This is a genomic window from Variovorax sp. N23 (assembly GCF_025486315.1).
Classification (GTDB): Bacteria; Pseudomonadota; Gammaproteobacteria; order Burkholderiales; family Burkholderiaceae_C; genus Variovorax.
The window spans coordinates 121,027-142,143 of record NZ_JAOOPY010000007.1 but is presented as its reverse complement, the minus strand read 5'-3'; the positions used below and the strand labels follow the sequence as shown (position 1 = coordinate 142,143).

The following is a 21,117-nucleotide window of genomic DNA, read 5'->3' as shown; positions in this document are numbered from 1 at the left end:
CCTACCTCCGCCGCAGGTGCGGGTTCATGGCGTCGTTCAGGCCCTCGCCCAGCAGGTTGAAGGCCAGCACCGTGACGACGATCGCGAGGCCCGGCAGGCCGCAGATGTACCAGGCGTCGGTGACCTGTTCGCGGCCGCTGCCGATGATGGTGCCCCAGCTCATCACGTTGGGGTCGCCCAGGCCGAGGAAGGCCAGTGCCGCTTCGGTCTGGATCGCATGCGCCACCGCCAGGGTCGACACCACGACCACCGGCGGCAGCGCGTTCGGCAGTATCTGCGTGAGGATCAGCCGCGCATGGCTCATGCCCGCCGTGCGCCCGGCCAGCACGAATTCGCGCTCGCGCAGCTGCAGGAACTGCGAGCGCACCAGCCGCGCGGTGGGCGGCCACGACACGATCCCGATGGCGAACACCACGGTCGCCACCGACGGCTTGAACAGCGCCACCAGCACGACGGCCAGCACGAAGCTCGGCACGGTCTGGAACACCTCGATCACGCGCAGCAGCACCGCATCGACCCGGCCTCTGTAGTAGCCGGCCAACGCACCGATGGTGATGCCGACGAAGGCCGAGATGAAGGTGCTGACCAGGCCGATCAGCAGCGAGACGCCGGCGCCCGACACCAGCCCGGTCGCCAGGTCGCGCCCCATGAAGTCGGTGCCCAGCGGATGCGCGGCGTCTTCGCCGGGCCACAGCATCGGCGAGCCGGCCATGTCCCACGGGTCGCCGGGAAAGAACCAGCGGCCCAGCGTCGCGGTCGCGACCACGAGCAGCATGAGCACCAACCCGACCAGGGCCGGGCGGTTGCGTGCGACCTCGCGCGCGAAACCTGCCGCACGCGCAAGACGGCCGCCGTCGTAGCGGACGGGCGTCACGGCACCGTTCGTGCCATTCACCAGGACGGGCTTCATGCGTGCGCTCCGGCAGATGCGAGTTGCACGCGCGGGTCGAGCCACGCATAGAGCACGTCCACGAGGATGTTGATGAGCGTCACCAGGATCGAGCTCAGCAGCAGGATGCCCAGCAGCAGGTTGAAGTCGCGCGCCAGGATCGCCTCGAAGGCCAGGCGCCCGAGTCCGGGCCAGCTGAAGACCGACTCGACCAGCACCGCGCCGCTCAGCAGCGAGGCGATCTGGAAGCCCAACATGGTCACCAGCGGAAGCAAGGCGTTGCGCAGCGTGTGCACGAGCGTGATGCGCGTCTCGCCGGCGCCCTTGGCGCGGGCCGTGCGGATGAAGTCGGCACCATACAGCTCCAGCATTGAGGAGCGCACCAGCTTGGCATACACCGCCAGGTAGAAGGTGGCGAGTGTGGCGGCCGGCAGCACCGCGTGGCGTGCGACGTCGACCACCCAGGCGAAGCCCGTGTGGTTGGCACTGATGTCCACCATGCCGCCCGACGGCAGCCAGCCCAGACGCGCCGAGAACAGCACGATCGCCATCAGCCCGAGCCAGAAGGTCGGCATCGCGTACGCGGCCAGCACGAACAGCGAGCTGAGGTTGTCGACCCAGGTGTGCACCTTGAGCGCCGACAGCACGCCCAGCGTGACGCCGAGCACCAGCGCGATGGCGATGGCCGCGACCATCAGCAGCAGCGTGGCCGGCAGTCGATCGATCACCAGGTCGAACACCGGCATGTTCTGGCGGAACGAGAAGCCGAGGTCGAGCGTCACGATGTTCCAGAGGTAGTGGCCGAGCTGCAGGTACAGCGGCTGGTCGAGCCCGAAGCTCGCGCGCAGCTGCGCCATGTACTCCGGCGTGGCGGCACCGGCCTCGCCGGCCATCACGTCGACCACGTCGCCGGGCGCAACCTGCAGGATCAGGAAGTTGAGCAGCGCGATGCCGAACACCACCGGCAGCACCTGCAGCAGCCGCTTCTTCAGGAAGCCCCAGAGCGGGGACGCCGTGCGCTGGCTCATTTCTTCGCGTCGAGCCAGGCGTCGCCGTACGACGCGAAGAGGCCGTCGCCCTGCAGCACCTGCTTGTGCAGGCGCGCGGTCGACACCGTGACCCAGGTCTGCTCGACCAAGTCGAGCACCGGCAGATCCTCCTGCACGATCTGCTGCCACTCCTTGATGAGCGCCTTGCGCTTGGCCACGTCGGCCTCGCCGCCAGCCGCCTCCATGATGCGGTCGAGTGCGGGATTCGAATAGCCCGAGCCGTTGGTCCACGGCGAGCCTTTGACGATGTTCTTCGTCCAGAACAGCCGTTGCACGCCGAGCGTCGGGTCGGGCAGGCGGTGCAGGCTGGAGATCATCAGGTCGTAATCCTGGTCGCTGAAGACGCGGCGCAGGTAAGTGGCGGTGTCGCCCGCGCGCAGCTCCACGTCGACGCCCACGCGCGCAAGCGACTGCTTGATGAACTCCGCCGGCCGGGTCGCCGTGACGCCGCCGCCGGCGTCGTAGTCCAGCGTGATCTTCAACCGCTTGCCGTCCTTGTCCGGCTTCAGGCCCGCCTCGTCCAGCAGCGCCGCCGCCTTTTTGAGGTCGTAGGGGTACTGGCGGGTCTCGGGCGAGTAGTAGTTGACGACCGACGACGGCACCGGACCGGTGGCGGCCTTGCCGTAGCCGAGGAACACCACCTTGAGCAGCGCATTGCGGTCGATGGCGTGCGCAAAGGCCTGGCGCACGCGCTTATCCGACAGCGCCGGCCGGCGCACGTTGAACTGCGTGAGGAAGATGGTCGCGAGGTAGCGGCCGTCGTCCAGGTTGATCGTGTACTTCGCCTTGTCGCTGAACTTGTTGAGGTTCGACAGCGGGATGCTCGAACCGAGCGCGACGTCGATCTCGCCGGCCTCCAGCGCCACGGTGCGCGCGGCGGCATCGGGAATGAACTTGAACACCACGCCGTCGAGGTAAGGCTGCTGCTCGCCGCCCGGGCCGCGGCCCCAGTAGTTCGGGTTGCGCTCCAGCCGCACGTGGCTGCCCTTCACCCATTCCTTGAAGACGAAGGGGCCGGTGCCCACCGGCGCGTTGTTCGCCGGGTTCTTCAGCACGTCGGTGCCTTCGTACAGATGCTTTGGCAGGATCTGCGCGCCGTAGGTGTTGATGTAGTTGAGCAGGTACGGCGCCGGCGACGACAGGCGCACGATCACCGTGTGCGGGTCGGGCGTGTCGACCGCCGTCACGTTGGCGAAGGCGGCGCGGCCGAAGGGATGCAGCGGCTTCCAGACTTCGAGCAGCGTGTACTTCACGTCGGCCGCAGAGAAGTCCTTGCCGTCGTGCCATTTCACGCCCTTGCGCAGGCGGAAGGTCACGGTCAGCCCGTCCGGCGCGACCTCCCACGAGGTTGCGAGCTCGGGCACCGGCTGCAGCTTCAGGTCGTAGCTCACCAGCCCTTCGAGCACCTTGCTCGACACCTGGCCGATGTTCATCGTGGTGATGAAGGCCGAGGTCAGCAGCGTCGGCTCGGGCGAGACCGCGACGTTGAGGATGCCGCCGCGCACCGGCTTCGTGCCGGTCGTCTGTGCGAAGGCCGAGAGGGCAAACAGGCTGTCGGCCGTGGCGATGGCGCCGAGCGTGGCCGCGGAATGGATGAAGTGTCGTCGGTTCGGATGCATGAAGAGATCGGTCGCAGCAGGAAAGGTCGATGGAGGAATGTGAGGGAGGTCGGGAGCGCTCAGTCGGCCGAGACGAGATAGGCATCGGCCAGCGAGGCGTAGAGCCCGTCGCCCTGTGCCCGCACCTTGCGGTAGCGGCTGCTGGAGACGGTGGTCCAGTCGAGTTCGATCAGGTCGAGGATCGGCACCTCTTCCTGCACGATGGCCTGCCATTCGTCGACGAGGCCGCGGCGCTTGGCCGGGTCGAGTTCGACGGCGGCCGCTTCCATCACCCGGTCGAGTTCGGGGTTGACGTAGCCGGCGCCGTTGCTCCACGGCACGCCCTTGGCGATGTTCTTGCTCCAGTACCAGCGCTGCACGCCCAGGCTCGGGTCCGGCAGGTTGTGCAGGCTGGTAAGGAACAGGTCGTAATCGGCATCGCCGAACACGCGGCGGATGTAGACGCCGGCGTCGGACGCGCGCAGTTCGAGGTCGACACCCACCCGGCCGTAGTACTGCTTCATGAACTCGGCGGTCCGCGTGGCTTCGAGCGACCCGCTGCCGTAGTCGAGCGTCAGCTTCAGCCGCTTGCCGTCGCTCTTGCGAGGGAAGCCGGCGGCCTCGAGCAGCGCTTCAGCCTGCTTCGGGTCATGCCTGTACTGGCGGCCCTTGGCACTGTGGAAGGCCGGCACCGTCGACGGGATCGAACTGGTCGCCACCTTGCCGTAGCCGCCGAAGACCACGCGCAGCAGCGCCTCACGGTCCAGCGCATACATCAGCGCCTGCCGCACCCGCTTGTCGGCCAGCACAGGCTTGCGCACGTTGACGGTGGCCAATTGGATCGATGCGAGGTAGCTGCCGTCGGTCGTGTTGATGGCGAACTTCTTCTTGTCCGAGAACTGCTTGAGGTTCGACACCGGGATGTTGGACGCCAGCGCGACGTGCACCTCGCCGCTGGCCAGCGCGACCGATCGCGCCGCGGCATCGGGGATGAACTTGAACACCACGCCGTCGAGGTACGGCAGCCCCTCGCGCCAGTAGGTCGGATTGCGCTCCAGCGCAATGTGGCTGCCGCGCACCCACTCCTTGAAGCGGAACGGGCCGGTGCCGATGGGCGCGGTGTTGGCCGGGTTCTTCAGGAGGTCGGTGCCTTCGTAAAGGTGCTTGGGCACGACCTGCGCGCCGTACACGTTCAGGAAGCTCAGCAGATAGGGCGTCGGCCGCGACAACCGCAGGATGGCGGTGTGCGCATCGGGCGTGTCGACTGCCTGCACCGACGCGTAGGCCAGCCGGCCGCCGGGGTGGATCTTCTGCCACACGTTGAGCAGCGAGAAGGCCACGTCCGCCGAGCTGAAGTCGTGCCCGTCGTGCCACTTCACGCCGCGGCGCAGGCGCAGCGTGAGCGACAGGCCGTCCGGCGCAAAGGCCCAGGACTCGGCCAGCTCGGGTTGCGGCTGAAGCTTGTCGTCGAACCACACCAGGCCCTCGCTGATCTTGCCGGCGATCATCGTGACCTGCATGGTCGTGAGGAAGGCGGCCGTGATGATCTGCGGCTCCGGCGCCAGCGAGATGACCAAGGTGCCGCCACGTTGTGGCGACGCTGCCTGCGGCTGCTGCGCGTGGCCCGTGCCGAACAGCGGCAAGGTGGCGGCGGCGAAGCTGCCCTGCAGCAGCAGACGCCGATTCAATGAGGACACCATGGCGCTCGAAATCTCCGTGGACATGCTGGGCCCAGCGGGACAGCGATCGAATGAAAGCGCCGAAGGTTAGGGGCAGTACTCGCCATGCCCAAGGCAGAAAAACGAGGATCGTTATTCGTGCGCCGTGCGAAAGCGAAAGCTGCATAAGCAAGCACACAAACCTTCTTTGGCGTTCGCCGCCCTGCGCTTAGAGTGCGCTCGCTGCCGGCTGACGCAATGGTGGCGCCCACCCTTTCTCGATGCGCTTCCAGCGCCCGCCCGTCGGAGTTCCTCTTGCCTTCGCTTTCACCCCGTACCTTTCCCTGCCAGCAGACTTCGCGCTTGGCGCTCGCCCTCGTCTCTTTGCTGGTCGCCGGCGTCGCGCAGGCTGCGGACCTCAGCGTCGGCTTCATGCCCGGCCCCTACCGCGATGCGTTTGCCAAGGGCATCGAGCCGCTGCTCAAGCAGCAGGGCTACACGATCAAGTACGTCGAGTTCAGCCAGGGCGTCCAGCCCAACGACGCGGTGGAGCGCGGGCAGATCGACGCCAACATCTTCCAGCACACGCTGTACCTGGAAGCGACCAACCAGCGGCAGGGTTTCAACCTGGTGCCGATCGTGAACGTGCCGACGCCGCCCATGGGCCTCTATTCGCAGCGCTACAAGTCGCTTGCTGCCGTGCCCGATGGCGCCACGATCACGCTGCCCTCGGACCCGGTGAACGCAACCCGCGCGCTCAACATTCTGGCTGCGCTCGGCTGGCTGCAGCTCAAGCCCAATGTGAATCCGTTGAGCGTTTCGGAGCGCGACGTGACCTCCAACCCGAAGCGCCTGAAGCTGGTACCGATCGAAGCCGCGCAGGCGCCGCGCTCGCTCGCAGACGCCGACGTGGTGGCTGTGCAAGGCAACTTCGCCGTGGCCTCGGGCCTCAAGCTGACCGATGCGCTCAAGCTCGAGGACATGACGCAGCCTTACGTCAACGTGGTGGCCGTCAAGCGCGGCAATGAGAATGCGCAGTTCGCCAAGGACATCGTAAAGGCCTACCAGTCGGCCGAATTCCAGGCGTTCTTCAAGGCCCAACCGGTGTGGGCCGGCTATCGGCTGCCGGACTATTTTGCCAAGTAGGCACATCGCGATGACCTTGCATTCTGAGACCTCCGAACCCATCGCGACAGCCCCCGCCACGCGCGCACCCGCCATCTCGGCCGGCACGCTGCACCAATGGCTGCAGGATGGCCGCGAGCTGGCGCTGCTCGACATCCGCGAGCACGGCCAATACGGCGAAGGGCATCCGTTCTTCGCAGTGCACGCAGGCTACAGCCGTCTCGAGCCCGAGGTGGCCCGCCTCGTGCCGCGGCGTGCCACACGCACCGTGCTCTTCGACGACGGCGACGCAGACTCTGCGCTGGCGCACCGCGCCGCCGGTCGGCTCGGTGCGTTGGGGTATGACGACGTGTGGGTGCTCGCGGGCGGCGCGCCCGCCTGGGAGCGCGCCGGTCACACCCTGTTCAAGGGCGTCAACCTGCCGTCGAAGACCTTCGGCGAGATCGCCGAGCATGCCTTCGAGGTACCGCACATCGATGCCCATGAACTGGCGCGGCGCCAGCGCGCGGGCGAGCCCCTGGTGCTGCTCGACGGCCGCACGCTCGAGGAGCACCGGAAGATGACACTGCCTGGCGCCGTTCCCGTGCCCAACGGTGAGTTGGCGCTGCGCTGGCGCGTGCTCGCGCCCGACCCGGCGACGCCGATCGTGGTGCACTGCGCAGGCCGCACGCGCAGCATCGTCGGTGCGCAGATCCTGCGCGACCTCGGCGTCCCGAATCCGGTATTCGCGCTGGAGAACGGCACGCAGGGCTGGGCACTGGCAGGCTTGGAACTGGAACGCGGCAGCGCTCGAACATTGCCGCCATCGCCCGATGCGGCGCAGCGCAAGGCCGCACGAGACGCCGCGGCCGCGGCGGCACGACGCGCATCCGTGCCAACGCTCACTGCAGTCGAAGCCCAGGCTTGGCTGGACGACGGCGCCCGCACCACCTTCGTGTTCGATGTGCGCACGGCGGAAGAATTCGCGGCCGGTGGCCTGCCGGGCGCCCGGCATGCGCCGGGCGGCCAGCTGTTGCAGGCCACGGATCTGCAGATTGGCGTGCGGCATGCACGCATCCTGGTGCTGGACGACGACGCCGTGCGCGCGCCGATCGTGGCCGTGTGGCTGCGCCGCCTCGGCCATGAGGCCGCACTGGTCGAAGAAGGCCTGGCCGCCGCGCTGTACGTCCCAGCACGCGAGCCTGTACAGCGCCCGCCCGGGGTACAGAACGCGGATGCCGATGCACTGGTCGCGTGGCGTGAGGGTCCCGACACATCCGCTGCGGTGCTTGACTTGCGCTCTGCCCTGGCGTTCCGAGCGCGCCATGCACGCGGCGCGGTGTGGTCCATCCGCCCCCGCGTGATCACCGACGCATCGACCGCGACCAGCGGGGATCTGACGCGGCCCGTGTTGCTGATCGCGCCCGACGAAAGCACTGCACGCCTCGCCGCACTGGATCTTCGCGAGGCCGGCTGGCAGCGTCTGTGGTGGGCGACGGCCGAGGCTCTCGAAGCGGCGGGCTGGGCGCAGGAAGCCACACCCGAATCGCCGAGCGACGTTGAAGCCATCGACTACCTGTTCTTCGTGCACGATCGCCACGATGGCAACCTCGACGCGGCACGCCGCTATCTCGACTGGGAACTTGGGCTGGTCGCCCAATGCGCGCCTGAGGAACTGGCCAGCTTTCGCATTCCCGCGCACGCGCCGGCGCCCTGACGAAGAAACGCATATCGATAGCTGAATGTGTTCGTTGCATGCGCGGCGGGGCAATCGGAAGATCGCCCTCTGCAATGCTTCGCCTCTTCAGGCTTCCCGTTCGATGACTTCCGGTTCGCACTTCCTCTTCCCCCACTTTCGCCGTGCCATCGAATTGGCCACCCTCCTGTGCATCGTTACGGGCGCGGCCCATGCCGATGCGACGCTCGACCGCATCAAGCAGCGCGGCAAGGTCGCCATCGGTGTGATGGTCAGCGGCGGGCCCTTCGGCTCGATCGACCCGGCTACCCAGCAGCTGGTCGGCTGGAACCCCGAACTGGCGCGCGATCTGGGCAGGCAATTGGGCGCAGAGGTCGAGCTGGTGCAGGTGCAGCCCTCCAACCGCGTGCAGTTCCTGCAATCGGGCAAGGTCGACCTGCTGATCGCGTCCATGGAATACAACGCCGACCGCGGCGAGATCCTGGGTCACGCGCCGACGCCCTTCTACCGTGTCGGCGGCACGGCCGCCGTGCTCAAGACCAGCGGCATCGCCAAGTGGGAAGACCTGCGCGGCAAGGTGGTCTGCGCCTCGCAAGGCAGCAGTTACGTGAAGCCGCTGCAGGACCAGTACGGCGCACAGGTGCGCGGTTTCAAGACCTCGTCCGAATCACTGCTCGCCCTGCGCGGCGGCAACTGCGTCGCGGCCGTGCATGACGCCACGCTCATCCAGCCGCTGCTGCGCAGCAACGCCGAATGGGCCGGCTACGTGGCGCCGATCACCGAAGAGTTGTTGCCGGCGCCCTCGGTCGTCTGGGCCCGCAAGGGCGAGGCAGACACCATCGCCGCCGTCGACAAGGTGGTCCAGCAGTGGCATCGCAGTGGCTGGCTGATCGAGACCGAGAAGCGCAACCACATCGAACCGCCGCAGTCGCTACTGCCGGAGCTGCAGGCCCGCTTCAAGGCAGCGCCCTAGGCGGTGCTCCGCCGGCAGGGCCATCGCGGCCGGCCCCCTGTTTCACGTCTTCCGTGTCTCGACCAACCCGCGCTCGCGCGGGATGAGGAATGCTTTCCATGAAATTCACTCGCTTTCCACGCGCTCTCTGCGCGCTCACGCTGCTGGCCGTCGGCCTCGCGGCCACGGCCCATGCCGACGCCACGCTCGACAAGATCAAGCAACGCGGCAAGTTGTCCGTCGGCGTCGATGCGCCAGAGCCGCCCTTCGGCCTACTCGACACCGCCACCGGCAAAGTGGGGGGCTTCCAGACCGATCTGGCGCGCGACATCGCCAAGCGCCTGGGCGTCGAGCTGGAAGTGGTGCCGGTGCATGCTTCGACACGGGTGCAGTTCCTGCAGGCCGGCAAGGTCGATCTGCTGATCGCCAACATCCAGTGGACGCAGGAACGCAGCGAGATCCTGAGCTTCGCACCCACGCCCTACAACCTGGTCGGCGGCGCGGCCATCGTGGCCAAGAACAGTGGCATCCACAAGTGGGAAGACCTGCGTGGCAAGGTCGCCTGCGTCTCGCAGGGCAGCAACTTTGCGAAGCCGTTGCAGGAAACCTACGGCGCGGTGGTCAAGGGCCTCAAGGGCATCCCTGAATCGCTGCTGGCGCTCAAGGGCGGCACCTGCGCGGCCTCGGTCCACATCCAGCCGGCGATGCTGCAGACGCTGACCGGAGCGAGCGCAGCCGAATGGACCGACTTCGAGCTCGCCACGCAGGACCAGCTGATCCCTTCGCCCACCGTGGTCTGGACGCGGCGCAACGAAGCCGACACCCAGGCCTCTGTCGACCAGGCGATCCAGGAGTGGCACCGCAGCGGCCTGCTGGTCACGCTGTCAAAGAAGTATGGCGTGCCGGATGCGTATTTCGTCGCCGCCAACCAGAAGGCACGGCGAGGCCAGTACGACCGGGCGCCCTTCGAAGGGCGTGCGCAATAGGCACCCGACAGCCCCGAAGCGACATCATGACGACCCACTCCTTCCCACTGTCCCGCCGAGTGCAACGCGTGAAGCTCTCGCCTAACGCCGCGGCCAGCGCACGCGCCTCGGCCTTGATCGCGCAGGGGCACGACGTGCTGGTGCTGACCGCCGGCGAGCCCGACTTCGACACGCCGCAGCCGATCAAGAATGCCGCCATCGCCGCCATGGTGCGCGGCGAGACCAAGTACACGCCGACGGCCGGCACGGCCACGCTGCGCCGGGCGATCAGCGCCAAGTACCGGCGCGAGAACGCGCTCGACTACCCGCCGTCGCAACTGATCGTCTCCAACGGCGCGAAGCAGGTGATCTTCAATGCGCTGGCCGCCACGCTGGACGCGGGCGACGAAGTGGTGCTGCCCGCCCCGTACTGGCCATCCTTTCCCGACATCGTGGCGGTGAACGAGGGTACGGCGGTGATCGTGCCGGCCGACGAGGCCAGCGCTTTCAAGCTGACGCCGCAGGCGCTGGAGAACGCGCTCACCGCACGCACGCGCTGGTTGATCCTGAACTCACCGGGCAACCCCAGCGGCGCCGTCTACACCGCCGACGAACTCGCCGCACTGGCCCCAGGTGGTGCGTCGCCATCCGCGCGTGCTCGTGCTGTGGGACGAAATCTACGAACACATCTGGTTCACGCCCGAACGGCCGGCGCACCTGCTGCACGTCGCACCCGACCTGCGCGAGCGCACGCTGCTGGTCAACGGTGCATCCAAGACCTATGCGATGACCGGCTGGCGCATCGGCTGGGGCGCCGGACCGCAGGCGCTGGTGCGGGCGATGGAGGTGATCCAGTCGCAGGCCTCGAGCGGGCCGAACGCCATCGGGCAGGCCGCCACCGCCTGGGCGCTGGATGCCGAGGATCAGAATTTCGTGAGCGCCTCGCGCGCAGCCTATGCACGGCGTGCGGCTTTCGTGGCCGAGGCGCTGCAAGCCGTGCCCGGCCTGTCGCTGCTGGCGCCGCAGGGCGCCTTCTTCGCCTACGTGCGTTGCGGCGCACTCATCGGCCGGTTGCGGCCGGACGGGCGACCGATCGCCTCCGATGCCGACGTGGTGGACTGGCTGCTCGATGCCGAGGGGGTGGCCGTGGTGGACGGCGCGGCCTATGGCCTCTCGCCCTACTTCCGCGTATCCATCGCCGCCAGCGACGCGGTGCTGGCCGAGGCCGTGCAACGCATCGCACGTGCGGTCGGTGCGCTGCGGCTTGCTGCGCCTGCGCCCGCAGCCGCCATCGCCGTGGCCCCGTGAGCCGATGACCGACGGCCTGCTCCCGGCCCTGGTGGCGGCGCTCAAGCCGCTGGGCTTGAACTATGCCTTCGCGCTCGACGCGGGCGAGCGCCAGGCCTTCGTGCGCGGCCTGGGCGTGACGCTGCAGCTGTGCCTGCTGACCATTCCGGGCAGCCTGCTCTCAGGCGTGGCGATCGCCGCGGCGCTGACGTCGGGCCGCCCCTGGCTGGCACGGCCGGCGCGCGCTTTCGTGGAGGTCACGCGCAACACGCCGACGCTGGTGCAGCTGTACTGCGCCTTCCTCGTGCTCAACATGCTCATCACCCAGCAATTGAAACCACTGGGCGGCACCAACCCGCTCGGTCCCTTCGTCTGGGTGGTGATCGTGGTGTCGCTGCACAAGGGTGCGTTCCATGCCGAAGCGCTGCGAGCCGGCATCGAGGCGGTGCCGCGCGTGACGCTCGAGGCCGCGCGCTCGTTGGGCTTTTCACAGCGGCAACTGCTTGCCCGCGTGGAGCTGCCGCTGGCGGTGCGCTTCGCCCTGCCCTCGCTGGTCAACAACCTGGTGGACCTGGTGAAGATGACGGCGGTGGCCTCCGCCATCGCCGTGGGTGACGTGACCTATGAGTCGATCATGATCTGGACGCAGCGCGACAACGTGCTCGAGCTGCTGCTGCTGATCCTGCTGTACTTCGGCCTGCTGACCTGGCTGGTGAGCCTGGCGGGCCGCTGGCTCGAACGACGCTGGAGGATGCCCGGCTATGGCCAGTGAACACGCCCTGAACCCCGCGGGCCGACCGGCGGCGGCCGGTGCAGATGCCGGCCCGTGGCGCAATCCCTGGACGCTGGCCGCTCTCGGCGTGGCCGCGGTGCTCACGTTCTGGAGCGCCACCGGCAGCACGCCGGCCGTCGTGACCCACCTCTGGCGCTGGCTGCCGGTGTTGCTCCGCGGGCTGCTGGTCAACATCGAGATCAGCGTGCTGGCAATGGCGCTGGGCACGCTCGCCGGGCTGGCGATCGGCGCACTGTCCCTGTCTCCCTCGCGCGCGCTGCGCGTGCTGGTGCGCTGGTACGTGCAGGTTTTTCGCAACGCGCCGGTGCTAGTGCTCATCTACTTCACCACCTACGTGTTCCCGTTCGAGCTGCAGGTCGCGAGATGGATCGTCCCCTTCCCCGACTGGATCAAGGTGGTGCTGGGGCTGGCGCTACCGGCCAGCGCCATCGTGGCGGAGATCTTCCGCGGCGCGATCCAGTCAATCCCGAGCGCGCAGTGGGAGGCCGCGCAGTCCCTGGCCTTCCGCCGCGGCGAGATCTTCCGCCTGATCGTGCTGCCGCAATGCGTGCGGCGCATGCTGCCGCCCTGGATGAACCTCTACGCCAGCATCACCATGAGCACCTCACTGGCCTCGCTGGTGGGCGTGCACGACGTGGTGGACACGGCGCAGATCGCCAGCAACACCGTGGCGCGCACCGACTTCACCATCCTCGTCTATTGCACGCTGCTGGGCCTGTTCTTCGCCTACTGCTACCCGATCGCCCGCGCCACCCGCGCGCTGGAACGCCGCCATGAACGCCACTGACTCCCTCCTTGCCGCCGCGCCTGCCACCGCGGCGAACGCACCGCTGGTCTCCCTGCATGAGGTGCACCTGTCCTTCGGCGCCAACCCGGTGCTCAAGGGCATCGACTTCGAGGTGCAGCGCGGCCAGGCGGTGTCGATCATCGGCCCCTCGGGATCAGGCAAGTCGACCATCCTGCGTTGCATCACCGGGCTGCTGCGCCCGCAGCGCGGCGAGATCCGCGTGGCCGCCACGCGCGTAGACACGCTGCGCACCGAGGCCGAGCTCATCGCGCTGCGCAAGCGCGTGGGCTTCGTGTTCCAGCAATACAACCTGTTCCCGCACCTCACGGTGCTTGAGAACCTCGTCATCGCACCCACCCGCGTGGCCGGCCGCGACCGCGCCACGGCCGAGCGCGACGCGCGCGCGCTGCTCGACAAGGTGCGCCTGTCGCACAAGGAAGCGGCCTACCCCGGCGAACTGTCGGGCGGGCAGCAGCAGCGCGTGGCCATCGCGCGCGCGCTGGCCATGCGGCCCGAGCTGATGCTGTTCGACGAGGTGACCTCCGCGCTCGACCCCGAGACCGTGGGCGAAGTGCTCACCGTCATCCGCGACCTGGTGCGCGACGGCCTGACCTGCGTGCTGGTCACGCACGAGATGCGCTTTGCCGAGGAGATCAGCGACACCGTGTACTTCACCGAGGCCGGCGTGATCGTCGAGCACGGGCCGGCGGCACGGATCTTCGGCGCGCCCGAGAGCGAGCGCACCCGCGCCTTCCTGCACCGCGCGCTGGGCGAAGGCCAGCGTGCCTCGCCGATGCCGCGGGCCCTGCCGGCCCCATTCTCCGAGACGCTGCCATTCGAGCGGCTGCGCTTCGCACTCTGAACCCACCTTGCTTCCCCCAAGAACCATGACAACAGCAACCTCCACCCCTTCTTCCGCGGACGTCGCCCCCCAACGCCGCGCCGCCATTGACCAGGCTCTGAACGACGTGCGCGCCATCGCCGCCACGCAGCCCTTCGACCGCGAGGTGCTCGCGCGCATCACGGCGCGGCTCGAACAGCTGGCCTCGCACAGCGCGCTGTTCACCCGTGCCGACTTTCCGCCGCCCGCCATCGACGAGGGCGTCGGCGCCTCCACGCGCTACCGCCTCAACCCCGCGGACGGCGACGACGGCGTGGCGCTCTACCTGAACTCCATCAACCCCGGCAAGACCTCGATTCCGCACAACCACACGACCTGGGCCACCATCGTTGCGGTCGAGGGCCAGGAAGAGAACCGCGTCTACCGCCGCACCGACGACGGCAGCGACCCCGCCGTGGCCAGGCTCGAACTCGACCGCGAAGTGACCGTGCAGCCGGGCACGTCGATCGGCTTCCTGGCCGACGACCTGCACAGCATCCACGTGATTGGCGAGCAGCCCACGCTGCACTTCCACCTGTATGGCCGGCCGCTGGAAACGCTCTCGCAGCGCATCGGCGTGAACCTGGCGACCGGCGCGGTCGTGAACTACAACGCCACGCAGATGACGCCGAGCCAGGTGGCGGCATGAGCGAGGGCAAGAGCGCAAAGAAGCTGGGCGCCGGCACCCGCCTGCTGCACGCTGGCGCGCCCGCCCTGCGCGACGGCAGCGGCCCGGTCAACGTGCCCGTGGTGCGAACCAGCACCGTGCGCTTCGAGAACACCGCCGCGCACGCCGACTACCACCACCGCCGCACGGCCGGCGAGCGCGTGGCCTCGTACGGCCGCCATGGGCTGGACACGCACCGCGCGCTCGAAGACGCGGTGACGGGCCTCGAAGGCGGGCATCGCGCCTTCCTCACGCCCTCCGGCCTGTCGGCCATCACGCTGGTGCTGCTCGCATTGCTATCGCCCGGCGACCATGCGCTGGTGGCCGACGGCGTTTACGCGCCGCTGCGCCGCGTCGACAGCACGCTGCTGCAGCGCCTGGGCATCAAGGTCGAGTACTTCTCGCCCGCGCACGACGACCTGACAAGCCGCATCCGCCCCAACACGCGCCTGCTGTACCTCGAATCGCCGAGCTCGCTGCTCTACGAGGTGCTCGACCTGCCGGCGCTCAGCGCCATCGCGCGCGACCGCGGCGTGACGGTCGCGACCGACAACACCTGGAGCGGCGGCTGGTTCTACAAGCCCCTGGCACTGGGCGCGAACATCTCGATCCAGGCAGCCACCAAGTACATCTCGGGCCATTCCGATCTGATGCAGGGCATCGTGGTGGTCGACAGCCCGGCGCTGGCCGCCAAGCTCTCCACCGCCTACGAGGCGCTCGGCCTGACCATCGGCGCCGACGACGCCTACCTCGCGCTGCGCGGCCTGCGCACGCTGCCTGTGCGGCTCGCGCAGCACCAGCGCCACGCGACCGCAGTGGCCGAGTTCCTGCAGCAACAGCCGCAGGTGGCGCGCGTGTTCTATCCGGCGCTGCCCTCCGACCCGGGCCATGCGCTGTGGAAGCGCGACTTCAGCGGCGCCAGCGGCCTCGTGACCTTCGCGTTCCGCCATGCCACGCCGGCCGCGGCCGACGCATTCGTCGATGCGCTCGCGCTCTTCGGGATCGGTGCGTCCTGGGGCGGCTACGAAAGCCTGGCGCTGGCCGCCCAGCCCGAGCGGCTGCGCGAGCACCGGCAGTGGACCGGCGACGCGCCGGCGGTGCGGCTGCACATCGGGCTTGAAGACCCGGCGGACCTGATCGCCGACCTGTCGCAGGCCTTTGCCGCCGCCGCTGCCAAGGCGCAGCGCTGATTTCTCTCCATACGAACACCTCACCTCATGGCCTCGAACCCCCATCCATCCTCCGACCCGCGCGTGCGTGTCGCCGTCGACGTCGGCGGCACCTTCACCGACGTGGTGCTGCTGCGCGGCGACGAGAAACACACGCTGAAGGTCCTCACCACGCCGACCGCGCCCGAGCAGGCCGTGCTCGGCGGCGTGGAAGAAGTGCTGCAGCAGGCCAGCGCCGGCTGGGCCGACGTCGACCTGCTGATCCTCGGCACCACGCTGGCCACCAACGCGCTGATCGAGCGCAAGGGCGCGCCCACCGCGCTGCTCACCACGCACGGCTTTCGCGACCTGGTGGAGATCGGCCTGGAAGACCGCTTCGCGCAGTACGACGTGTTCCTCGACAAGCCCGCGCCGCTGGTACCGCGCCACTGGCGCCACGGTGTGGTCGAGCGCGTGGACGCAGCCGGCCGCGTGATCACGCCGCTGGATGAAGCGCAAGTGGCCGTGCTCGCGAAGCAACTGCTGGCCGACGGCATCGAGAGCGTGGCCGTGTGCTTCCTGCACGGCTATGCCAACCCCACGCACGAGCGCCGCGTGCGCGAGTTGCTGCGCGAACACGCGCCCGGCCTGTGGGTGTCGCTGGCCTCCGACGTGTGCCCCGAGATCCGCGAGTACGAACGCCTGTCGACCATCAGCGCCAACGCCTATGTGCAGCCGCAGGTGGCGGGCTACCTGCGCCGCCTGCAGGAAGGCGCCAGCGCGCTCGGCCTGCGCGCCGAACCTTTCCTCATGACCTCGGGCGGAGCCATCACCACGCTGCAGGCCGGCATCGACGAACCGGTGCGACTGGTCGAGTCCGGTCCGGCCGGCGGTGCGGTCCTGGCGCGCCAGGTGGCCGAGCAGATCGGCGCTACGCGCGCGCTCTCTTTTGACATGGGCGGCACCACGGCCAAGATCTGCTTCATCGACGACTACCAACCGCAGATCAGCCGCAGCTTCGAGTTCGGCCGGGTGCACCGGCACCTGAAGGGCTCGGGCCTGCCCATTCGCATCCCGGTCATCGAGATGGTGGAGATCGGCGCAGGCGGTGGTTCGATCGCGCGCGTGAACCACCTGGGCGTGGTGCAGGTCGGGCCCGACAGCGCGGGCTCCTCGCCCGGCCCGGCCGCCTACGGCCTGGGCGGCGAGCTGCCCACCGTGACCGACGCGCACGCCGCGCTAGGCACAATCGACCCGGCGCGCTTCGCCGTCGGCAAGGTGCGGCTCGACCCGCAGCGTGCGCGCGACGCGCTGCTGCAGGGCCTTGCCGCGCAGACCGGCCTCGACGTCGAGTCCGCCGCGCAAGCCGTGATCGAGGTCGTCACCGAGAACATGGCCAACGCCGCGCGCGTGCATGCGTCCGAACTCGGCAAGGTGGCCGAAGAAAGCACGCTCATCGCCTTCGGCGGTGCGGCGCCGCTGCATGCCGCGCTGCTCGCGCGCAAGCTGGGCGTGGCACGGCTGGTGATTCCCAACTCGGCCGGTGTCGGTTCTGCGCTCGGCTTTCTGTGGGCGCCGGTGGCGTATCAGACGGTGCGCAGCCTCGCGCAGCGGCTGGACCGCATCGACCACGCGGCTGTCGATAAGCTGCTCGGCGAGCTCACCGCCACCGCCGACGACGTGGTGCTGCGCGCCGCGCCCGGTGCCGCGCTGGTGCGCCATCGGCAGGCCTTCATGCGCTACGCGGGCCAGGGCCACGAGATTCCGGTCGAGCTGCCCGAAGGCCAGTTCGACGCGGCCGCGAGCAAGGCGTTGCACCAGCGCTTCGAGGAACGCTATGCCGCGCTCTACGGCCGCAGCCTGCCGCATATCGCGGCCGAGGCGGTAAGCTGGTCGGTCGCGGTGGAGGCCGGCGGCCGCGCCGCGCCTGAGCCCGACGAGGTGGTGGCCGACACCGGCCGCGCAGCGCCGTCGGGCACGCGCCGCCTGTACGACGCAGACGCGGGCCAGTGGACCGAGGTGCCGATCTATGAACGCACCGCACTCGGTGCCGGCCGATGGATCGAAGGCCCGGCGCTGGTCGTGGAAGACGAGACAACCACGCACGTGATCGCGGGCTTCGAGGCGCGTGCCAGCCGCCTCGGTGCGCTGGTCCTGAACGACACCACCGTGGCTCCGCAAGACCGGGCCGAGCTCGTCGAAGCGGAGGCCGCATGACGGCTTCCGCCGGCCGCCAGGCCCTGCGCCAGCAACTGGTCTGGAGCCGCCTGCTCGCCGTGGTCGAAGAACAGGCGCAGGCACTCATCCGCACCGCCTTCGGCACGCCGACGCGCGAGGCCGGCGATCTGTCGGCCGGTGTGTTCCTGCCCGACGGGCGCATGGTCGCGCAGGCGGTCACCGGCACGCCGGGCCATGTCAACTCGATGGCCGATTCGGTGCTGCACTTCCTGCGCGCCTTTCCCATCGAGACCATGCGCGACGGCGACGTGTTCGTCACCAACGATCCGTGGAAAGGAACGGGCCACCTGTTCGACGTGGTCATGGTCACACCTGTGTTCCACGACGGCAGGCCCGTAGCGCTCTTCGCGTCCACCGTGCACGTGGTCGACATCGGCGGTGTCAACGCCGGGCCCGATGCGCTGGAGATCTTCCACGAGGGCCTGTTCCTACCGCCACTGCGCTTCGTGAGCCAGGGCGTGATCGAAGAAGCCGTGCTCGACATCGTGCGCGCCAACGTGCGCGAGCCCGGCCAGGTCGAAGGCGACTTCCATGCGCTGGTGGCCTGCAACGCCGTGGGCGCCGTGCGGTTGCAGCGCCTGCTGCGCGAGTTCAAGCTGGCCGACCTGCAGGCGCAGGGCGACTACATCATCGAGCGCTCGCGGCTGGCCATGCGCGAGGCATTGCGCGAATGGCCCAAGGGCACCTGGCGCAACCACATGACAGTGGACGGCTACGACACGCCGCTGGAACTGCATGCGGCAGTCACCGTGTCGGACGACGGCATCCTGGTCGACTTCGCGGGCACGTCGGCCAGCATTGCGCGTGGCATCAACGTGCCCAAGGCCTACACCGACGCCTACACCTCCTTCGGCATCCGCTGCCTGGTGGGCGCGGACGTGCCGAACAACTCGGGCTCGCTCGCGCCTATTCGCGTGGTCGCGCCCGAAGGCTCCATCGTCAACGCGCTACCGCCGGCCGCCGTCGCGGCGCGCGCAGCCATCGGCCAGATGCTTCCCGACCTGGTGTTTGGCGCGCTGCGCCAGGCGCGGCCCGAGCGCGTGCCGGCCGAAGGCGCGTCGTCGCTGTGGAACATCCGCCTCTTCGGCGGGCAGCCGATCGAGGGCGGCCCGAACGATGCGCTGCGGCGCGCGCGGCGTTTCAACATCGTGAGCTTTTCCACCGGTGGCACCGGCGCGCGGCCGGGCAAGGACGGGCTGTCGGCCACGGCCTATCCGAGCGGTGTGCGCAACGTGTCGCTCGAAATCCTCGAGACCCAGGCGCCGCTGCTGTTTCGCCGCAAGGAGTACCGCGCCGACTCGGGCGGCGTCGGTGCGTCGCGCGGTGGCCTCGGGCAGGTCATCGAGATCGAGAACGCCGACGGCGACCCGATGGTGCTCTCGGCCACCTGGGACCGTATCCGCTTTCCCGCGCGCGGCGCGCTCGGCGGCGGCGACGGCGCGCCGGGTGCCGCGCGGCTCAAGCATGCGGGCACCGTGCTGCGCGGCAAGGGCCGGCAGGTCATTCCGGCCGGCGACGTGCTCGTGGTCGAGACGCCCGGCGGCGCGGGCCTGGGCGACCCGGCAGAGCGCGACCCCGTGCTGGTGGCACGGGACCTGAAGGCCGGACTGGTCACGCAGACCACCACCACCCCCCACAAGAATTTCGCAGGAACCGCTGCATGAGCACCACCCCTACCCCAAAGGCGCTGGCCAGCCGCCAGCTCATCCGCAACCAGCTCGCCTGGAACCGGCTGCTCTCCGTCGTCGAGGAGCAGGCGCAGGTGCTGATCCACACCGCCTTCGGCACCTCCACGCGCGAGGCCGGCGACCTGTCGGCGGGGGTGTTCCTGCCCGATGGCCAGATGATCGCGCAGGCCGTGACCGGCACGCCCGGCCACGTCAACTCGATGGCCGAATCGGTCAAGCACTTTCTGCAGCGCTTTCCCATCGACACGATGGAAGACGGCGACGTGTTCCTCACCAACGACCCGTGGAAGGGCACCGGCCACCTGTTCGACATGACGATGGTCACGCCCATCTTCCATGGCGAAGGCGAAGCGAAGAAACCCGTGGCGCTGTTCGCCTCCACGCTGCACGTGGTGGACATCGGCGGCATCGGCTCCAGCCCCGACGGACTGGAGATCTACCACGAGGGCCTGTTCCTGCCCATCCTGCGCTTCGTGCGCCAGGGCACGGTGGACCCAGCCGTGCGCGCCATCATCCGCGCCAACGTGCGCGACCCCGAGCAGGTCGAGGGCGACCTGTACGCGCTGGTGGCCTGCAACGAGGTGGGCGGCCGGCGGTTGCGCACGCTGCTGCGCGAGTTCAGCTTCGACGACCTCGAGGCGCTGGGCGACTTCGTCATCGCACGCTCGGCCCAGGCCATGCGCGAGGCGCTGCGCGACTGGCCGCGCGGCACATGGCACCACACCCTGGTGGCCGACGGCTACGACGCGCCGATCACGCTGCAGGTGTCGGTGACCATCGCCGACGACGGCATCACGGTCGACTATGCCGGCACCTCCGGCAGCGTGGCGCGCGGCATCAACGTGCCCAAGGCCTACACCGATGCCTACACCTCCTTCGGCATCCGCTGCCTGATCGGGCCCGACGTGCCGAACAACGCAGGCTCGCTCGCACCCATCCGCGTGGAGGCGCCCGCGGGTTGCATCCTGAACGCGCTGCATCCGGCCGCGGTGACGGCGCGCCATGTGGTCGGCCAGCTGCTGCCCGACGCGGTGTTCGGCGCGCTGCGCCAGGCCCGGCCCGGCCGCGTGCCGGCCGAGGGCGCCTCGTCGCTGTGGAACCTGCAACTGGTCGGCGGCGAGGTGCTTGCGGGCACGAGCCAGGCCGACGCCGAGGCGGTGCGCCGCGGCCCACGCTTCAACGTCATCAGCTTCTCCACCGGCGGCACCGGCGCGCGGCCCGGCAAGGACGGGCTGTCGGTGACCGCATTCCCTAGCGGCGTGCGCAACGTGTCGCTCGAGATCCTGGAGACCCAGGCCCCGGTCGTTTTCGAGCGCAAGGAGTTTCGCGCCGACTCCGGTGGCACCGGCGCCGCGCGCGGCGGCCTGGGCCAGGTGATCGAGGTTCGGCATGCGCAGCCGGACGCCGCCTTCCTGATCGCCGCGGCCTTCGACCGCGTCGCCAACCCCGCGCGCGGCGCGCTCGGCGGTGGCCATGGCGCGTCGGGTGCGCTGCGGCTCGCCTCGGGCGCCACGCTGCGCGCCAAGGGCCGGCAGATCGTGCCGGCGGGCGATCGCCTGATCGTCGAGACGCCCGGTGGCGGTGGCCTGGGCGACCCGTCCAAGCGCGACCCGGCGCTGGTGGCGCGCGACCTGCGCGAAGGGCTGGTGTCGCCGCAAGCCGCCACGGCGCAGGCCGATGCCGCACCGGCCGAACCTGTCGGCGCCTGACTTTTTTCT

General features: G+C 69.3%; 16 protein-coding genes and 1 pseudogene. 13 read left to right on the top strand and 4 right to left on the bottom strand.

All coding sequences use genetic code 11. The annotated features are described in order from the left end of the window. Position 1: 1 nt before the first annotated feature. From N8A90_RS12980 to N8A90_RS12965, 4 genes are read right to left on the bottom strand one after another with little or no spacing between them, the layout of a single operon-like run. Positions 2-910 carry an ABC transporter permease gene (locus tag N8A90_RS12980; protein WP_262075321.1) on the bottom strand — a complete coding sequence of 303 codons (909 nt, stop codon included), beginning with the start codon at positions 908-910 and terminating at the stop codon, positions 2-4. Continuing rightward, on the bottom strand, positions 907-1,917 hold the full coding sequence (locus tag N8A90_RS12975) for an ABC transporter permease (RefSeq protein ID WP_262075319.1): 1,011 nt from the start codon (positions 1,915-1,917) through the stop codon (positions 907-909). The genes N8A90_RS12980 and N8A90_RS12975 overlap by 4 nt, the downstream gene beginning before the upstream one ends. Further along, entirely contained in the window at positions 1,914-3,557 is a 1,644-nt protein-coding gene (locus N8A90_RS12970) for an ABC transporter substrate-binding protein (protein ID WP_262075317.1), read from the bottom strand. Before N8A90_RS12970 ends, N8A90_RS12975 begins: the two co-directional genes overlap by 4 nt. A 59-nt stretch (positions 3,558-3,616) precedes the next feature. Next, positions 3,617-5,260, bottom strand: coding sequence for an ABC transporter substrate-binding protein (locus tag N8A90_RS12965; RefSeq protein ID WP_262075316.1), 1,644 nt, complete (start codon positions 5,258-5,260; stop codon positions 3,617-3,619). Positions 5,261-5,557: 297 nt separating this feature from the next. Here N8A90_RS12965 and N8A90_RS12960 point away from each other — a divergent pair, with 297 nt between their 5' ends. The 13 genes and pseudogenes from N8A90_RS12960 (at position 5,558) to N8A90_RS12900 (ending at position 21,108) form a co-directional block, all read left to right on the top strand. After that, positions 5,558-6,340, top strand: a complete 783-nt coding sequence (locus tag N8A90_RS12960; protein ID WP_262075315.1) for a MetQ/NlpA family ABC transporter substrate-binding protein — start codon at positions 5,558-5,560, stop codon at positions 6,338-6,340. A gap of 10 nt (positions 6,341-6,350) precedes the next feature. Further along, complete coding sequence (locus tag N8A90_RS12955; RefSeq protein ID WP_262075314.1) at positions 6,351-8,015, top strand: rhodanese-like domain-containing protein; 1,665 nt, start codon at positions 6,351-6,353, stop codon at positions 8,013-8,015. Between the two features lie 103 nt (positions 8,016-8,118). Then, a complete protein-coding gene (locus N8A90_RS12950) occupies positions 8,119-8,967 on the top strand; it encodes a transporter substrate-binding domain-containing protein (protein WP_262075313.1) in 849 nt (282 codons plus the stop codon). A 98-nt stretch (positions 8,968-9,065) separates the two neighbouring features. Continuing rightward, entirely contained in the window at positions 9,066-9,932 is an 867-nt protein-coding gene (locus tag N8A90_RS12945; RefSeq protein WP_262075312.1) for a transporter substrate-binding domain-containing protein, read from the top strand. 26 nt (positions 9,933-9,958) lie between these two features. Further along, positions 9,959-11,219 (top strand): annotated as a pseudogene (locus N8A90_RS12940) (aminotransferase class I/II-fold pyridoxal phosphate-dependent enzyme). A 4-nt stretch (positions 11,220-11,223) separates the two neighbouring features. After that, entirely contained in the window at positions 11,224-11,970 is a 747-nt protein-coding gene (locus N8A90_RS12935; protein WP_262075311.1) for an amino acid ABC transporter permease, read from the top strand. Next, positions 11,960-12,778, top strand: coding sequence for an amino acid ABC transporter permease (locus N8A90_RS12930; RefSeq protein ID WP_262075310.1), 819 nt, complete (start codon positions 11,960-11,962; stop codon positions 12,776-12,778). The genes N8A90_RS12935 and N8A90_RS12930 overlap by 11 nt, the downstream gene beginning before the upstream one ends. After that, positions 12,765-13,640, top strand: coding sequence for an amino acid ABC transporter ATP-binding protein (locus N8A90_RS12925; protein WP_262075309.1), 876 nt, complete (start codon positions 12,765-12,767; stop codon positions 13,638-13,640). The genes N8A90_RS12930 and N8A90_RS12925 overlap by 14 nt, the downstream gene beginning before the upstream one ends. Before the next feature lie 25 nt (positions 13,641-13,665). Next, positions 13,666-14,307 carry a cysteine dioxygenase family protein gene (locus N8A90_RS12920; RefSeq protein WP_262075308.1) on the top strand — a complete coding sequence of 214 codons (642 nt, stop codon included), beginning with the start codon at positions 13,666-13,668 and terminating at the stop codon, positions 14,305-14,307. Further along, complete coding sequence (metC, locus tag N8A90_RS12915; RefSeq protein ID WP_262075307.1) at positions 14,304-15,515, top strand: cystathionine beta-lyase; 1,212 nt, start codon at positions 14,304-14,306, stop codon at positions 15,513-15,515. Before N8A90_RS12920 ends, metC begins: the two co-directional genes overlap by 4 nt. A 27-nt stretch (positions 15,516-15,542) precedes the next feature. Then, complete coding sequence (locus tag N8A90_RS12910) at positions 15,543-17,690, top strand: hydantoinase/oxoprolinase family protein (protein WP_262075306.1); 2,148 nt, start codon at positions 15,543-15,545, stop codon at positions 17,688-17,690. Beyond that, entirely contained in the window at positions 17,687-19,375 is a 1,689-nt protein-coding gene (locus N8A90_RS12905) for a hydantoinase B/oxoprolinase family protein (protein WP_262075305.1), read from the top strand. The genes N8A90_RS12910 and N8A90_RS12905 overlap by 4 nt, the downstream gene beginning before the upstream one ends. Then, complete coding sequence (locus tag N8A90_RS12900) at positions 19,372-21,108, top strand: hydantoinase B/oxoprolinase family protein (RefSeq protein WP_262075304.1); 1,737 nt, start codon at positions 19,372-19,374, stop codon at positions 21,106-21,108. The genes N8A90_RS12905 and N8A90_RS12900 overlap by 4 nt, the downstream gene beginning before the upstream one ends. Positions 21,109-21,117 lie beyond the last annotated feature (9 nt).

Bases quoted from the DNA above. Each gene is read 5' to 3' on its own strand.
- N8A90_RS12980 (WP_262075321.1), bottom strand. From the start codon at position 910: ATGAAGCCCGTCCTGGTGAATGGCACGAACGGTGCCGTGACGCCCGTC.
- N8A90_RS12975 (WP_262075319.1), bottom strand. From the start codon at position 1,917: ATGAGCCAGCGCACGGCGTCCCCGCTCTGGGGCTTCCTGAAGAAGCGG.
- N8A90_RS12970 (WP_262075317.1), bottom strand. From the start codon at position 3,557: ATGCATCCGAACCGACGACACTTCATCCATTCCGCGGCCACGCTCGGC.
- N8A90_RS12965 (WP_262075316.1), bottom strand. From the start codon at position 5,260: ATGTCCACGGAGATTTCGAGCGCCATGGTGTCCTCATTGAATCGGCGT.
- N8A90_RS12955 (WP_262075314.1), top strand. From the start codon at position 6,351: ATGACCTTGCATTCTGAGACCTCCGAACCCATCGCGACAGCCCCCGCC.
- N8A90_RS12950 (WP_262075313.1), top strand. From the start codon at position 8,119: ATGACTTCCGGTTCGCACTTCCTCTTCCCCCACTTTCGCCGTGCCATC.
- N8A90_RS12945 (WP_262075312.1), top strand. From the start codon at position 9,066: ATGAAATTCACTCGCTTTCCACGCGCTCTCTGCGCGCTCACGCTGCTG.
- N8A90_RS12935 (WP_262075311.1), top strand. From the start codon at position 11,224: ATGACCGACGGCCTGCTCCCGGCCCTGGTGGCGGCGCTCAAGCCGCTG.
- N8A90_RS12930 (WP_262075310.1), top strand. From the start codon at position 11,960: ATGGCCAGTGAACACGCCCTGAACCCCGCGGGCCGACCGGCGGCGGCC.
- N8A90_RS12925 (WP_262075309.1), top strand. From the start codon at position 12,765: ATGAACGCCACTGACTCCCTCCTTGCCGCCGCGCCTGCCACCGCGGCG.
- N8A90_RS12920 (WP_262075308.1), top strand. From the start codon at position 13,666: ATGACAACAGCAACCTCCACCCCTTCTTCCGCGGACGTCGCCCCCCAA.
- metC (WP_262075307.1), top strand. From the start codon at position 14,304: ATGAGCGAGGGCAAGAGCGCAAAGAAGCTGGGCGCCGGCACCCGCCTG.
- N8A90_RS12910 (WP_262075306.1), top strand. From the start codon at position 15,543: ATGGCCTCGAACCCCCATCCATCCTCCGACCCGCGCGTGCGTGTCGCC.
- N8A90_RS12905 (WP_262075305.1), top strand. From the start codon at position 17,687: ATGACGGCTTCCGCCGGCCGCCAGGCCCTGCGCCAGCAACTGGTCTGG.
- N8A90_RS12900 (WP_262075304.1), top strand. From the start codon at position 19,372: ATGAGCACCACCCCTACCCCAAAGGCGCTGGCCAGCCGCCAGCTCATC.